2 protein-coding genes and 3 pseudogenes are annotated in these 16,859 nt (G+C 64.5%); all 5 read left to right on the forward strand.

Features of this window, described 5'->3' with window-relative positions:
- A partial coding sequence (locus tag PspCFBP13509_RS30965; RefSeq protein WP_137213170.1) for a phosphopantetheine-binding protein occupies positions 1 to 614 on the forward strand: 614 nt, incomplete at its 5' end.
- A gap of 99 nt (positions 615 to 713) precedes the next feature.
- Positions 714 to 5,153, forward strand: a pseudogene (locus PspCFBP13509_RS32345) (amino acid adenylation domain-containing protein); the annotation flags it as partial.
- A gap of 144 nt (positions 5,154 to 5,297) precedes the next feature.
- Positions 5,298 to 7,590, forward strand: a pseudogene (locus PspCFBP13509_RS32350) (AMP-binding protein); the annotation flags it as partial.
- 1 nt (position 7,591) lies between these two features.
- Positions 7,592 to 8,391, forward strand: a pseudogene (locus PspCFBP13509_RS31915) (phosphopantetheine-binding protein); the annotation flags it as partial.
- Positions 8,392 to 8,401: 10 nt separating this feature from the next.
- Positions 8,402 to 16,859 (forward strand): non-ribosomal peptide synthetase (locus PspCFBP13509_RS30975; RefSeq protein ID WP_242001117.1); only part of this gene is annotated, 8,458 nt, incomplete at its 3' end.

Consider the following 16,859-nt stretch of genomic DNA (forward strand, 5'->3'; position numbering starts at 1 on the left):
TGAAGATCCGTGGTTTCCGCATCGAACTGGGGGAAATCGAAGCGCGCCTGCGTGAGCAGGACAACGTCGGTGAAACCGTGGTGGTGGCCCAGGACGGCCCGACCGGAAAACAGCTGGTGGCCTATGTGGTTCCGGTGTCCGCCCCGTCCAACGAAGCCGAGTTCCGTGACGCATTGCGTCGCGCACTCAAGGCCCGCCTGCCGGACTACATGGTCCCGGCGCATTTCATCTTCCTGGCGCAAATGCCGTTGACCCCCAACGGCAAGCTCGACCGCAAAGGCCTGCCGCAACCGGATGCGAGCCTTATGCAACAGGCCTATGTGGCCCCGCAGAGCGAGCTGGAACAGCAGATCGCCACGATCTGGGCCGAGGTGCTGCGCCTGCCGCAGGTCGGCTTGAACGACAACTTCTTTGAAGTGGGCGGCCACTCCTTGCTGGCCATCCAGATCACCTCCAGGGTCCAGGCCGAGCTGGGCCTGGAAGTGCCGCTGGTGGAAGTGTTCCAGACTGAAACGCTGCGCGCCTATGTGCAGGCGGCTGCCACCTTCCGCGCCGGCAGCGCGGAAGACTTTGATGATCTTCGTGACTTTTTGAGCGAACTAGAGGCGATTTGACCCATGCTTTCCAACCCTAATATCGATCTGGTTTCGCGCTTTCTTCGCCTGCCTCTGGAACAGCGCCAGCAGTTCTACCAGCGCCTGCAAAGCCGGGGCATGAGCTTCGCCCAGCTGCCGATTGCCTCGATCCGCGAGGACGGCCGGAAGCTGCCGTTGTCCTACGCCCAGGAACGGCAGTGGTTTCTCTGGCAGTTGGACCCGGACAGTGACGCTTATCACGTCCCCGGCGCCCTGCGTCTGAGCGGCCAGCTGGACAAGGCCGCCCTGCAGCGCAGTTTCGACACCTTGGTGGCGCGCCATGAAAGCCTGCGTACACGCCTGCACCTGGACGCCGAGGCACGTACTCAGGAGGTGCTGGCCCACGGGGTGGTCGAGATCGCCGAAAGTGCAGTCGACGAAGCGCAGCTCAAGGCCCGTGTCGAAGCCGAAATCGCCCGTCCCTTCGACTTGCAGCAAGGCCCGTTGCTGCGGGTCAGTTTGCTCGCAGTGAGCGAAGAGGAGCACGTGCTGGTGCTGGTGCAGCACCATATCGTCTCCGATGGCTGGTCGATGGGTGTGATGGTGCAGGAGTTGATGCAACTCTATGCTGCCTACAGCCAGGGCCAGGACTGTGCATTGGCGCCGCTGCCGATCCAGTACGCCGACTATGCGCTGTGGCAACGCAGCTGGATGGAAGCGGGGGAGAAGGCCCGTCAACTGGCGTACTGGCGCGAATTGCTCAGCGGCACGCAGCCGGTGCTGGAATTGCCGTTCGATCAACCCCGCCCGGCGCAACAGAGCTTCCGTGGCGCGCGTCTGGACATCGCGCTGGAACCGGCACTGGTGGCAGGGTTGAAAGCCCTGGCCCAGGGCGAAGGCGTGACGATGTTCATGCTGTTGCTGGCCGCGTTCCAGGCGTTTCTGTACCGCTACAGCGGCCAGCAGGATATTCGCATCGGCGTGCCGATTGCCAACCGCAACCGCGTCGAGACCGAATCGCTGATCGGCTTCTTCGTCAATACCCAAGTGCTCAAGGCCGACCTCGATGGCCACATGAGCTTCGCCCAACTGCTGCAGCAGGCCAAGCGCCGTGCGCTGGAGGCCCAGGCCCATCAGGACTTGCCGTTCGAGCAACTGGTCGAAGCCCTGCAACCGGAGCGCAGCCTGAGCCATAACCCGCTGTTCCAGGTGATGTTCAACCACCAGGCCAACTCCCCAGCCGCCGCGCAGCAGTTGCCGGGCCTGCGCGTGGCCAACCTGGAATGGGACAGCCACAGCGCCCAGTTCGACCTGAGCCTGGACACCCAGGAAAGCGGCGACGCGATCTGGGCGTCCCTGACCTACGCCACCGACCTGTTCGGCGCCGCCACCGTCGCGCGCATGGCCGAACATTGGCTGAGCCTGTTGCGGGCAGCCGTGGCGAATCCTGCATTGCACTTGCACGACCTGGCGACACTCAACGTCGCTGAGCGCGAGCAAATACTCGCTCAATGGAACGCCACCGCGCGCGACTACCCTCAAGGGCAGTGGGTGCATCATTTGATCGAGGCCCAGGTGCAGGCGCAGCCGGATGCACCGGCGTTGCGCTTCAATGGGGTGTCGCTCAGTTATGCCGAGCTGAACCGCCGCGCCAACCGCCTGGCCCATCGCCTGATCGAGGCCGGCGTAGGGCCGGACGTACTGGTGGGCCTGGCAGTGGAGCGTTCCATCGACATGGTCGTCGGTCTGCTCGCGGTGCTCAAGGCCGGTGGCGCCTACGTGCCGCTGGACCCGGAATACCCGCGCGAACGCCTGGCCTACATGCTGGAAGACAGCGGGGTGAAACTGCTGCTGACCCAGGCGCACTTGCGTGAGCAGCTGCCGATTCCCCAAGGCCTGGAAACCCTGGTGCTGGGCGAGTCTGCCTTCGAGGACTACAGCGACGCCAACCCAGGCATCGCCCTGGACGGTGAAAACCTCGCCTACGTGATCTACACCTCTGGCTCCACCGGCCAGCCCAAAGGGGCAGGCAACCGTCATTCGGCATTGCTGAACCGCCTGCAATGGATGCAGGAAGCCTACTGCCTCGACGCCAGCGACACGGTGCTGCAGAAGACCCCGTTCAGCTTCGACGTGTCGGTGTGGGAGTTCTTCTGGCCCCTGATGACCGGCTCGCGCCTGGTGGTCGCAGCGCCTGGTGATCACCGTGATCCGGCCAGGCTGATCAACCTGATCAATCAACAGCAGGTCACCACGCTGCACTTCGTGCCGTCGATGCTGCAGGCCTTCCTGCAGGATCCGGCGGTGTCGACCTGCCAAAGCCTGCAGCGCATCGTGTGCAGCGGCGAGGCCCTGCCGGTGGATGCCCAGCAGCAGGTCTTCGCCAAGCTGCCCCAGGCCGGTCTCTACAACCTGTACGGCCCGACCGAAGCCGCCATCGACGTAACCCACTGGACCTGCGTGGACGAAGGCCGCGATGCGGTACCAATTGGCCGCCCGATCGCCAACCTCGGCTGCTACATCCTCGACAGCCACTTCGAACCCGTACCGGTCGGTGTGCTCGGCGAGTTGTACCTCGGCGGCATCGGCCTGGCCCGGGGTTACCACCGTCGCCCGGCACTCACCGCCGAACGTTTTGTCGCCCACCCGTTCATCCAGGGCGAGCGCCTGTACCGTACCGGCGACCTGGCACGCTACCGCGCAGACGGCGTGATCGAATACGCCGGGCGTATCGACCATCAAGTCAAGCTGCGCGGCCTGCGCATCGAACTGGGGGAAATCGAAGCGCGCCTGCTGGAGCACGCGTGGGTCCGTGAGGCTGCCGTGTTGGCGGTCGACGGTAAATACCTGGTGGGCTACCTGGTGCTGCAGGACGCTGGCGATGATTGGCGCGAGGTCCTCGGCGCCCACCTGGCCCAGCACCTGCCGGACTACATGGTCCCGGCACAATGGATGCTGCTGGAGCAAATGCCCTTGAGCCCCAACGGCAAACTCGACCGCAAGGCGCTGCCCAAACCCGAAGCCACCCACCACTACGAGGCCCCGCAAAGTGCCCTGGAGCAGCAGATCGCGGATATCTGGGCCGAGGTGCTGGGCGTCGAACAGGTAGGCTTGAACGACAACTTCTTCGAGCGCGGCGGTGATTCGATCATTTCGATCCAAGTGGTCAGCCGCGCCCGCGCCGCCGGTATCCATTTCACCGCCAAGGCGTTGTTCCAGCACCAGACCGTGCGCAGCCTGGCGCGGGTGGCGCAGTTGCGGGTTGCCCAGGTGTTTGACCAGGGGCCGGTGCAGGGCGAGACGCCGTTGCTGCCGTTCCAGCAGCTGTTCTTCGAGATGGACCTGCCGGACCGCCACCACTGGAACCAGTCCTTGCTGCTGACGCCACGCGAGCCGGTGCGGGCAGATCGACTGCAAGCGGCCTTGCACGCCATCGTCCACCACCATGATGGGCTGCGCCTGAGCTTCAGCCAGCCCGCCGAAGGGTGGCGGGCCGAGCATGCAGCCGCCATCCCGGAGGTGTTGTGGCAGGCCGCGGTGGCGGATGCCGACGAACTGGCCGCGCTGTGCGAAAAAGCCCAGCGCAGCCTCGACCTGCAACAGGGGCCCTTGTTGCGTGCGGTGCTTGCCGAACTGGCCGATGGTTCCCAGCGCCTGTTGCTGGTCATGCACCACCTGGTGGTGGACGGCGTGTCCTGGCGGGTGTTCCTCGAGGACCTGCAAAGCCTCTACCGTCAACAGCCGTTGCCGGCCAAGACCTCGTCGTTCAAGGCCTGGGCCGAGCGTTTGCAGGCCCATGCCCGCAGCGAAGCGGTACAGCCGCAAAAACACTTCTGGCTGCAACAGCTCCAGGGCGTGCCTACCGATCTGCCCTGCCGTGATCCCCAAGGCGCGCGTCCTGGCCGCCTGGCGCAGACAGTGGTCAGCCGACTGGACGCCGAGCACACCCGGCAATTACTGCAACAGGCGCCTGCGGCCTATCGCACCCAGATCAACGATCTGCTGCTGACCGCCCTGGCGCGTGTCATCTGCCAGTGGACCGGGCAGGCTTCCAGCCTGATCCAACTGGAAGGCCATGGCCGTGAAGACCTGTTCGAGGATATCGACCTGACCCGCACCCTGGGCTGGTTCACCAGCCTGTTCCCGGTGCGCCTGACCCCGGCCGAATCCCTTGGCGCCTCGATCAAGCAGATCAAGGAGCAACTGCGCGCCGTGCCGGACAAGGGCCTGGGCTTCGGCGCGCTGCGCTACCTCGGCGACGAGGCCACGCGCCAGGCATTCAGCGCATTGCCGGTGCCGCGCATCACCTTCAATTACCTGGGCCAGATCGACGCCAGCTTTGACCAGCCGGACGGTTTGTTTGTACTCGCAGCGGAAAGCGCCGGAGCCGAGCAGAGCCCGGAGGCGCCGCTGGGCAACTGGCTGACCCTCAACGGCCAGGTATTCGGCGGTGAACTGCACATGGGCTGGACCTTCAGCCCGCTGATGTTCGAGGCGTCGCAGATCGATGCCTTGAGCCAGGCCTTCAGCCGTGAGCTGACGGCATTGGTGGAACATTGCTGCACCCCTGGCAACCACGGCGTGACGGCCTCGGACTTCCCGTTGTCACGCCTGAACCAGCAGCAGCTTGAGTCCTTGCCGCTGGCCGCCGATGGGATTGACGACATCTACACCTTGTCGCCCATGCAGCAAGGCATGCTGTTCCACACCCTGTACGAACAGGCCGCCGGCGACTACATCAACCAGATCCGCGTGACGGCCGAGGGCCTGGATGTGGCGCGCTTCCAGCGGGCCTGGGATGCCACGGTGCAGGCCCATGACGTGCTGCGCAGCGGGTTTTTCTGGGAGGGCCAGCTGGAGTGGCCATGCCAGGTGGTGTACCGCGAGGCACGGCTGCCCATCGAACTTCTCGACTGGCGCGCCATGCCGGAGCCGGAGCTGGCGTTGCAAGACCTGCAGCAAGCCCAGCGTCGCCAGGGCTTTGAGCTGGCCAAGGCACCGCTGGTCCGTCTGGTGCTGGTGCGTACCGACGAGCAACGCCATGAGCTGATCTACACAAGCCATCACATCCTGATGGACGGTTGGAGCAATTCGCGACTGTTCGGTGAAGTGCTGCAACGTTACGCCGGCGTGGCAGTGCCCGAAGCGGCCGGACGCTATCGCGATTACATCGGTTGGTTGCAGCAGCGTGATGCCGGTGCGACCGAAACCTTCTGGCGCGAGCAGTTGAGTGCACTGCAAGCGCCGACTCGCCTGGGCCGCAGCCAGCCCATGGCGGCGGACGGGCATGGCGAGCACGCGCTGAGCCTGGATCGCCCCCTGACAGGGCGCCTCGAGGCCTTCGCCCGCAGCCATAAGGTCACGCTCAACACCCTGGTCCAGGCGGCGTGGCTGGTCCTGTTGCAGCGCCATAGCGGGCAGGCGGTGGTGTCGTTCGGTGCCACCGTGGCCGGGCGCCCGGCAGACCTCGTGGGGGTGGAGCAGCAGATTGGCCTGTTCATCAATACCCTGCCGGTGATCTGCGCAGTGGAGGGCGAGCAAACCGTGGCCGACTGGTTGCAAAGGGTGCAGGCGCAGAACCTGGCGTTGCGCGAGCATGAACACACCGGGCTGTACGATATCCAGCGCTGGGCCGGGCAGGGCGGTGAAGCCCTGTTCGACAACATCCTGGTGTTCGAGAACTACCCGGTGTCCAAGGCCCTGGAACAGAGTGGCGGCAGCGGTATCCGTTTTGGCCTGCCGGATTCCCGCGAGCAGACCAACTTCCCGCTGACGGTGCTGGTGGACGTCGGTGACACGCTGTCGGTGCAGTTCAGCTTTGCGCGTGCGCATTTCGACCCGGACACGGTGCAAACCTACGGCCGCCATCTGCTCAACCTGCTTCAAGCCATGCTCGAGGACGGCCAGCAGCGCCTGGGCGAACTGGCGATGCTCGATGTGGCCGAACGCCGGCAAGTGGTACAGGACTGGAACGCCACGGCGCGGGACTACCCGTTGCAGCACTGTGTGCATCAGCTGATTGAACAGCAGGTGACGCGCACGCCGGACGCCACGGCACTGGTATTTGCCGAGCAGCGCTTGAGCTACGCCGAGCTGAACCGCCGCGCCAACCGCCTGGCCCATCGCCTGATCGAGGCCGGCGTAGGGCCGGACGTACTGGTGGGCCTGGCAGTGGAGCGTTCCATCGACATGGTCGTCGGTCTGCTCGCGGTGCTCAAGGCCGGTGGCGCCTATGTGCCGCTGGACCCGGAATACCCGCGCGAACGCCTGGCCTACATGCTGGACGACAGCGGGGTGAAACTGCTGTTGACCCAGGCGCACTTGCGTGAACAGCTACCGATTCCCCAAGGCCTGGAAACCCTGGTGCTGGGTGAGTCTGTCTTCGAGGGCTACAGCGACGCCAACCCAGGCATCGCCCTGGACGGTGAAAACCTCGCCTACGTGATCTACACCTCGGGTTCCACCGGCCAACCCAAAGGGGCGGGCAACCGCCATTCAGCCCTGGCCAATCGCCTGCAATGGATGCAGGAAGCCTACCGCCTCGATGTCAGCGACACGGTGCTGCAAAAGACCCCGTTCAGCTTCGACGTATCGGTGTGGGAGTTCTTCTGGCCGTTGATGACCGGCTCGCGCCTGGTGGTCGCCGCGCCGGGGGATCATCGCGATCCGAGCAAACTGGTGCGCCTGATCAATGCCGAGCAGGTCACCACGCTGCACTTTGTCCCGTCGATGTTGCAGGCCTTCCTGCAGGAGCCGACGGTTGCGACTTGCCATACTCTGCACCGCATCGTGTGCAGTGGTGAAGCGTTGCCGGTGGATGCCCAGCAGCAGGTCTTCGCCAAGCTGCCCCAGGCCGGTCTCTACAACCTGTACGGCCCGACCGAAGCCGCCATCGACGTAACCCACTGGACCTGCGTGGACGAAGGCCGCGATGCGGTACCAATTGGCCGCCCGATCGCCAACCTCGGCTGCTATATCCTCGACAGCCACTTTGAACCCGTACCGGTCGGCGTGCNTGTACCTCGGCGGCATCGGCCTGGCCCGGGGTTACCACCGCCGCCCGGCACTCACCGCCGAACGTTTTGTCGCCCACCCGTTCATCCAGGGCGAGCGCCTGTACCGTACCGGCGACCTGGCACGCTACCGCACAGACGGCGTGATCGAATACGCCGGGCGTATCGACCATCAAGTCAAGCTGCGCGGCCTGCGCATCGAACTGGGGGAAATCGAAGCGCGCCTGCTGGAGCACGCGTGGGTCCGTGAGGCTGCCGTGTTGGCGGTCGACGGTAAATACCTGGTGGGCTACCTGGTGCTGCAAAACGCCGGGGACGACTGGCGCGATGTGCTCAGTGCCCATCTTGCCCAGCAGTTGCCGGACTACATGGTGCCCGCCCAATGGGTGCTGCTGGAGCAGATGCCTCTGAGCCCCAACGGCAAACTGGATCGAAAGGCCTTGCCCAAGACGGACGCCAGTTTGCTCGCGCGGGAGTATGTCGCGCCGCAGAGCGAGCTGGAACAGCAGATCGCCGCGATCTGGGCCGAAGTCCTGGCGGTACCGCGCGTGGGGTTGAACGACAACTTCTTCGAACTGGGCGGCCACTCGCTGCTCGCTACTCAGGTGGTGGTGCGCCTGCGCGAGCAGCTGCACGCCGAATTCGACGTCAAATCGATCTTCACCACCCCGACCCTGGCCGATTTCAGCGCCTATGTGGCAGGCCAGCAGACAAATAATTCGCCGGTGCAGGACGCATTGGCTAAATCCTTGGAGGCTCTCAAACGTCTATCAGCAGAAGATTTGGATAAATTGACTTCCTGAGGGGCGTGGCGTGCAAGCATTAATCGAGTCGGTAGGGTCACTTTCGGCGCAGCAAAAGAAAGCGTTGGCGGTAATGCTCAAGCAGCAAGGCATCAACCTGTTTGAGATTGCCCCGGTTTTCAAGCGCCAGGAAGGTGAGCCTCTTCGGCTCTCTTATGCCCAGGAGCGGCAGTGGTTTTTGTGGCAGTTGGAGCCGCAGAGCACCGCCTATCATGTGCCAAGGGCCTTGCGCCTTACCGGCCAACTGGACGTGGCCGCGTTGCAGCGCAGCTTTGACACACTGGTGCTGCGCCATGAAAGCCTGCGCACGCATTTGCAGGAGGACGGCGACAGTGCCTTGCAGGTGATTGCCGATCAGGTACGGGTGGATATTGCCCTGGTCGACGCCGAGGAATCCGAACTCAAGGCGCTGGTGGAAGCCGAGATCGCCCAGCCATTCGATTTGCAGCAAGGTCCACTGTTGCGGGTCAAGCTGCTGCGCCTGGCGCCCCAGGAGCATGTGCTGGTGCTGGTGCAGCATCACATCGTCTCCGATGGCTGGTCGATGCAGGTGATGGTCGACGAGCTGGTGCAACTGTACGCCGCCTATGTGCAGGGTCAGGACCTGCAACTGCCGGCCTTGCCGATCCAGTACGCCGACTACGCGCTATGGCAGCGCAGCTGGATGGAGGCGGGCGAGCGTGAGCGCCAATTGGGTTACTGGAAAGGCATGCTCGGCGGCGAGCAACCGGTCCTCGAAATGCCCATGGACCGTCCACGGCCAGCGCTACAGAGCTACCGCGGGGCCAGGCTGGACCTGACCCTGGAAGCCTCTCTGGTGGCAGGCCTCAAGACCTTGGCGCAGCGTGAAGGTGTGACGATTTTCATGCTGTTGCTGGCGTCGTTCCAGGCTGTGCTGCACCGCTACAGCGACCAGGCTGACATCCGCATCGGTGTGCCGGTGGCTAACCGTAATCGGGTGGAGACCGAGCGCCTGATCGGCTTTTTCGTCAACACGCAAATTCTCAAGGCCGATATCGACGGCCAGATGACATTTCGTGAATTGCTGCAGCAGACCCGCCAACGCGCGGTCGAGGCCCAGGCCCATCAAGACTTGCCGTTCGAGCAGTTGGTGGAAGCGCTGCAGCCCGAGCGCAGCTTGAGCTACAACCCGTTGTTCCAAGTGATGTTCAACCACCAGACCGACACCCAGCGCGGTGGCGGCAGTGTAACGGGGTTGCAAGTGCAAGGGCTGGAGTGGGACAGCAAGACGTCGCAGTTTGACCTCAGCCTCGACACCCAGGAATCGGCTGACGGTATCCAGGCGTCGCTGACCTATGCCACTGACTTGTTTGATGCGCCTGGCCTGGAGCGTTTCCTTGGCCATTGGCATCGCCTGTTGCACCGGGTGGCCCAGGATTGCGGCGGCCGTATCGGTGAGTTGCCCCTGTTGGATGATGCCCAGTGGCAGCAACAGGTGCACGGCTGGAACCACACGCCCATGGCGTTTGCGCAGGACGAGGGCGTGCATCGGTTGCTGGAGGCCCAGGCGCAAGCGCGCCCCGACGCCATTGCCCTGGTGTGCAACGGCCAGGCGCTGAGTTACGGCGAGCTGAACTGTTGCGCCAACCGCCTGGCCCATCGCCTGCGCGCTGCGGGTGTCGGGCCGGACGTGCTGGTGGCGGTGGCCCTCGACCGCTCGGTGGACATGGTCTTGGCCTTGCTGGCGACGCTGAAGGCCGGTGGCGCCTACGTGCCGCTCGATCCGCAATTCCCGGCGGACCGGCTGGCCTTCATGCTGGAAGACAGCCGCGCTCGCGTGCTATTGACTGCCGGCGACCTGCACGAACGCCTGCCACTGGCGGCTGACCAGCAATTGCTGCTCATGGACGCACAGGAAGATGCGCGCTACAGCAGCGCCAACCCCGATATCGAACTGACGGGCGAGCACCTGGCCTATGTGATCTACACCTCCGGTTCCACCGGCAAGCCCAAGGGCGTGATGGTGCGTCATGGCGCACTGAGCAGCTTCACCCATGGCATGGCCAGCACCCTGGCCATTGGCGCTGACGCGCGGCTGTTGTCGTTGACGACGTTCTCGTTCGATATCTTTGCCCTGGAACTCTACGTGCCGCTGGCGACAGGTGCGACGGTGGTACTGGCCGACAAGCACGTGTCCCTGGACCCCGAGGCGATTCTGGATCTGGTACAGCGCGAAGCGATCAGTGTGGTGCAAGCCACGCCCTCGAGCTGGCGCATGCTCCTGGACAGCGAACGCCGCGCCTTACTGCGCGGGGTCAAGTGCCTGTGCGGCGGCGAGGCGCTGCCGGCCGACCTGGCCCAGCGCATGCTGGCCCAAGAGGGCGCGGTGTGGAACCTGTATGGCCCGACCGAAACCACCATCTGGTCGGCGGCCCATGAGTTGGTCGAGCCGGTGCCCTTTGTCGGTCGGCCAATCGCCAACACCTCGTTGTTTATCCTCAATGCCGAGCTCACTCCGAGCCCGGTAGGCACCAGCGGTGAGCTGCTGATCGGCGGTGTCGGCCTGGCCCGGGGGTATCACGGCCGGGCTGCGTTGACCGCCGAGCGTTTTGTGCCCAATCCGTTTGCGCGCAACGGTGAGCGGCTTTATCGCACAGGCGATCTGGCGCGCTATCGCGCGGATGGCGTGGTCGAGTACATCGGCCGCGTCGACCATCAGGTCAAGGTGCGTGGGTTCCGTATCGAACTGGGAGAGATTGAGGCGTGCCTGCGTGAGCAGCGTGCGATCCGCGAAGCCGTGGTGGTGGCCGAGCATGACCAGTTGCTGGCCTATCTGGTGACCGACACCTTGACGCCGGAAGCCGATCAGGGCGCCTTGCGCGAAGCGTTCAAGGCCGCACTGCGCGAGGTGCTGCCGGATTATATGGTGCCGGCGCACATGCTGTTCCTGGCCCGCCTGCCGCTGACCCCGAACGGTAAGCTGGATCGCAAGGCGCTGCCCAAGCCAGACGCCAGCCTGCTGCAAAAACGCTATGTGGCGCCGGTCGGTGAGAAAGCCCGGCAGGTGGCCGCGATCTGGGCCGAGGTGCTGGGTGTGCCACAGGTGGGCCTGGAGGACCATTTCTTCGAGCTCGGCGGTCATTCGCTGCTGGCGACCCGCATGGTGTCCCGTGTGCGCCAGGCGCTGGGTATCGAGGTGGCACTCAAAAGCCTGTTTGAGCAACCGGTGCTGGGCGCCTTCGTGGCGTCATTGGGGGATGCAGGCGCCGAGGTCGCGCAGATCACCCGCGCCGATCGCACACAGCCGCTGGCCCTGTCGTACGCCCAGGAGCGCCAGTGGTTCCTCTGGCAGCTGGAACCCGACAGCGCGGCCTATCACATTCCTGCCGCGCTGCGCCTGTCGGGTGCGCTTGACCGTGTGGCCCTGCAACGTGCGTTCGACACTCTGGTGCAGCGCCATGAAACCTTGCGCACGGTATTTTTTTCCGACGTGAGCCAGACCGTTCAGCGTGTGCTCGAACAGGCTGCGCCGGTCATTGAACACCAGGTCGTGGGCGCAGCCACCTCCGGCGAATTGCAGGGGTGGGTGGAGCGAGAAATCGCCCGGCCATTCGACCTGCAGGCCGGCCCGTTACTGCGCATCAAACTGCTGCAACTGAGCGAGCGCGAGCATGTGCTGATACTGGTCCAGCACCACATCGTGTCGGATGCCTGGTCGATGCAGGTCATGGTCGATGAACTGGTGAGTTTGTATGCCGGTTACAGCCAGGGGCTCGAGCCAGTGCTGCCGCTGCTGCCGATTCAATACGCGGACTACGCCCAGTGGCAGCGTGGCTGGATGGAGGCGGGCGAAAAAGCCCGGCAATTGGCCTACTGGCGGGCCCGCCTGGGGGATGTGCAGCCGGTACTGGAGCTGCCGCTGGACCGCCCGCGCCCGGCGATACAACGTTACGAAGGTGCGCGCCTGGATGTGCTGGTCGAACCTGCCGTGGTCGAGGGCTTGCGCGCCCTGGCGCAGCGCGAAGGCGTGACCATGTTCATGCTGCTGCTCGCGTCCTTCCAGTCGATGTTGTACCGCTACACCGGCCAGTCGGACATCCGTGTCGGCGTGCCTATCGCCAACCGTAACCGCCTGGAAACCGAGCAACTGATCGGCTTCTTCGTCAATACCCAGGTGCTCAAGGCCGAGATCGACGGGCACATGACCTTTGCCCAGCTGTTGCAGCAGGTCAAGGAGCATGCGTTGGGGGCGCAGGCCCATCAGGACCTGCCTTTCGAACAGTTGGTCGAGGCCCTGCAACCCGAGCGCAGCCTGAGCCACAACCCGCTGTTCCAAGTGATGTTCAATCACCAGTCCGACGCCCATGCCAACCGTGGCAGCCAGCAATTGCCGGGGCTGCAGGTGCAGGGGCTGGAGTGGGACAGCCATACGGCGCATTTCGACCTGAGCCTGGACACCCAGGAGTCTGCCGAGGGCCTGCACGCTTCGTTGACCTACGCGACCGCATTGTTCGACGCCAGTACCCTGCAGCGCTTCGCCGCGCATTGGCAAAACCTGCTGAAGAGCGTGGTAGGCACGGCCCGGCAGTGTGTCGCCGACTTGCCGATGCTGGGCCGCGATGAGCAAGCGCAGATGCTCTATGAGTGGAACCCGCCGCAACCCGCGCGTGCCGCCCACAGCAGCGTGCTGATTAAATTCGAGCAGCAGGTGGCGAGCCGGCCCGACGCCGTCGCCCTGATCATGGATCAGCGGCGCATGAGTTACGCCGACCTCAACCAACGCGCCAACCGCCTGGCCCACGCCCTGATCGAACAGGGCGTGGGCGCCGACAGCCTGGTCGGCGTGGCCGTGGACCGTTCGCTGGAAATGATCGTGGCCCTGCTGGCCGTGCTCAAGGCCGGCGGCGCCTATGTACCGCTGGACCCGCAATACCCCCGCGACCGCCTGCAATGCATGATCGAAGACAGCGGCTTGCAGCTGTTGCTGACCCAGCATCCCTTGCTGGAGCGCCTGCCGATCAGTGCCGACCTGGCGTTGATCTGCCTGGAGTCCGATCCGCAGTGGTTGGCCGAGTACCCGTCGAGTAACCCCGAGGTGCGCGCGTTCCCGGCCAACCTGGCCTACCTGATGTTCACCTCGGGTTCGACCGGGCGGCCCAAGGGCGTGGGCATCGACCAGGCTTCGTTGGCACGCCACGTCGAGGTGTTTACCGAGGTGTTTGCGCTGACCGCCGCTGACTGCGTGCTGCAATTCGGTACATTCAACTTCGACGGTTTCGTCGAGCAACTCTACCCGGCGCTCTGCTGCGGGGCCGCGGTGGTGGTGCGTGGCGGCGAGCTGTGGGATAGCGACACCTTCTACACCCAACTGATCGAACATGAGATTTCGGTGGTCGACCTCACCACTGCCTACTGGCACCTGATTGCCCGGGACTTTGCCGAGCGAGGTGTGCGGGACTATGGGCGGTTGCGCCAGGTGCATGCGGGTGGCGAAGCCATGCCGCCGGAAGGTTTGGCTTCCTGGCGCGATGCCGGCCTGGGCCATGTGCGCCTGCTCAACACCTACGGCCCCACCGAGGCGACTGTTACGGTCACGGCTCTCGATTGCGCGGGTTATGTCGATGGCCGCGAAGCCGTCACGCAAATGATGCCGATTGGTCGCGTACTGGACGGCCGCGCCATCTACCTGCTGGATGCCAGCCTCAACCCGGTGCCTGTGGGCGTGGCCGGCGAACTGGTGATCGGCGGGCCATTGCTGGCGCGGGGGTACTTCAACCGCGCAGCGCTGACCGCCGAACGCTTTATTCCCGACCCCTTCGACCCCGCTGGCGGCGGTCGCCTGTACCGCACCGGCGACCTGGCGCGCTACCGTGCCGATGGTGTGATCGAGTACATCGGGCGCATCGACCATCAGGTCAAGGTGCGTGGCTTCCGTATCGAACTGGGTGAAATCGAATCGCGCCTGCTGGCCCAGGATGCGGTCCGCGAAGCGCTGGTGATTGCTGCCGACCAGCAACTGATCGCCTATCTGGTTACCCCCATGGCCGAGTCCGGGCAGGACGCACTGCGTGAGCAGCTTCGCACGGCTTTGCGCGATGAGCTGCCGGACTACATGGTGCCGGCGCACTTCATGTTCCTGAAGGCACTGCCGTTGAGCCCCAATGGCAAGTTGGATCGCCATGCCTTGCCACGCCCGGATGCGAGCCAGGCGCTGCACAGTTGGGTGGCGCCGGTCAGTGTGCTGGAGCAGCAGGTTGCCGCGATCTGGGCGGATATCCTCGGTGCTGAACGTATTGGCCTGACCGATCATTTCTTTGAGATGGGCGGGCATTCCTTGCTGGCCATGCAAGTGGCGTCGCGCCTGCGGCATAACCTGGGGATCGAGTTGCCGCTGCGCGTGCTGTTCGAACAAGCGCGCCTCGACGGCTTTGTCGCGGCCCTGCAAAGCGAGGGCAAGCAGGTCGGTTCGACGGCGCCGGCGTTGGTGCCGTCTTCCCGCGATGTGCCCTTGGTGTTGTCGTACGCCCAGGAGCGCCAGTGGTTCCTCTGGCTGCTGGAGCCCGACAGCGCCGCCTACCATGTGCCCAGCGCGTTGCGCCTCAAGGGCCAGTTGGACCTGAACGCGCTGCAACGCAGCTTCGACATGCTGGTAGCGCGCCACGAAAGTCTGCGCACCCATTTGCATCAGGGTGATGAGCAGACCGTGCAGGTGATTGCGCCGCAGGCCACGGTCGACATCGTTCTGGTCGAGAGCGACCCGACCCGGCTCAAGGCCCAGGTGCAAGCCGAGATCGCCCGCCCGTTCGACCTGCAGGCCGGGCCATTGCTCAGGGCCACGTTGCTGCGCCAGGGCAAGGACGAGCATGTACTGGTGCTGGTGCTGCACCATATCGTCTCCGACGGCTGGTCGATGCAAATCATGGTCGATGAGTTGGTGCAGTTGTACAGCGCCTACAGCCAGGGCCTGGATCTGCAACTGCCGGCCTTGCCGATCCAGTACGCTGACTATGCCCGCTGGCAGCGCGAGTGGATGGACGCGGGCGAAAAAGCCCGGCAGCTTGCGTACTGGCAAGGTTTGCTGGGCGGCGAGCAACCGGTGCTGGAATTGCCTTTCGACCACCAGCGCCCGGCCGAGCAAAGCCATCGTGGTGCGCGCCTGTTTGTCGAGCTGCCGCCCGCGCTGGTTGCCGACCTCAAGGGCCTGGCGCAACGCGAAGGCGTGACCCTGTTCATGCTGTTGCTGGCCTCGTTCCAGGCGCTGATGCACCGTTACAGCGGCCAGGAAGACGTGCGCGTCGGGGTGCCGATTGCCAACCGCAACCGGGTCGAGACCGAGCGGCTGATCGGCTTCTTCGTCAACACCCAGGTGCTCAAGGCCGATATCGATGAGCAGACTTCGGTCACGCAACTGTTGCAGCAGGTCCGCCAGCGTGCGCTGGAAGCCCAGGACCATCAGGACCTGCCGTTCGAACAACTGGTGGAGGCGCTGCAACCCGAGCGCAGTTTGAGTCTTAACCCGTTGTTCCAGGTGATGTTCAACCACCAGACCGAAGCGCGCCTGGGCGGCGCCGAACTCGCGCTGTCCACACTGCGCGTCGAAGGCCTGGAATGGGAGAGCCAGACCGCCCATTTCGACCTGGACCTGGATGTGCATGAAGGCACCGACAGCATCTGGGCCACCTTGGGTTACGCGACCGACCTGTTCAACGCCTTGACCATCAAGCGCATGGCCTGCCATTGGCAAAACCTGTTGCAGGCGATGGTTGCCGACCAACAGCAATCCATCAGCCAACTCAACCTGCTGGGCCAGGATGAGCAACGACACATCCTGCAGCTGTGGAACCAGACTGACGCCGGCTTCTCGGCCGAGCGTCTGGTACACGAAATGGTTGCCGACCGCGCCGCCGAAAACCCCGCTGCGGTGGCGGTCAAGTTCGATGCGCAAACCCTGAGTTATGGCGAGCTGGACCGCCAGGCCAACCGCCTGGCCCATGCCTTGATCGCCCGTGGCATCGGCCCCGAAGTGCGCGTGGCAATTGCCATGCCGCGCAGTGCCGAGAGCCTGGTGGCGTTCCTCGCGGTGATGAAAGCCGGCGGCGTGTATGTGCCGCTGGATATCGAATACCCACGTGATCGCCTGCTGTACATGATGCAGGACAGCCGCGCGAAGTTGCTGCTGACCCACACCAGTGCGTTGCCGCAACTGCCGATTCCCGAGGGCCTGGACAGCCTGGCCATCGATCGCACCGAGGCGTGGGCCGACTACAGCGACACCGCGCCGGAGGTAAAACTGCACGGCGACAACCTTGCCTACGTGATCTACACCTCCGGCTCCACCGGCCTGCCCAAGGGCGTGGCGGTGTCCCATGGGCCGTTGGTGGCGCACATCATCGCCACCGGCGAGCGTTATGAAACATCGCCGGCCGATTGCGAACTGCACTTCATGTCGTTCGCCTTCGACGGCTCCCACGAAGGCTGGATGCACCCGCTGATCAACGGCGCCAGCG

The sequence above is a fragment of the Pseudomonas sp. CFBP13509 genome, assembly GCF_005233485.1.
In the GTDB taxonomy this organism is placed as follows: Bacteria; Pseudomonadota; Gammaproteobacteria; order Pseudomonadales; family Pseudomonadaceae; genus Aquipseudomonas; species Aquipseudomonas marginalis.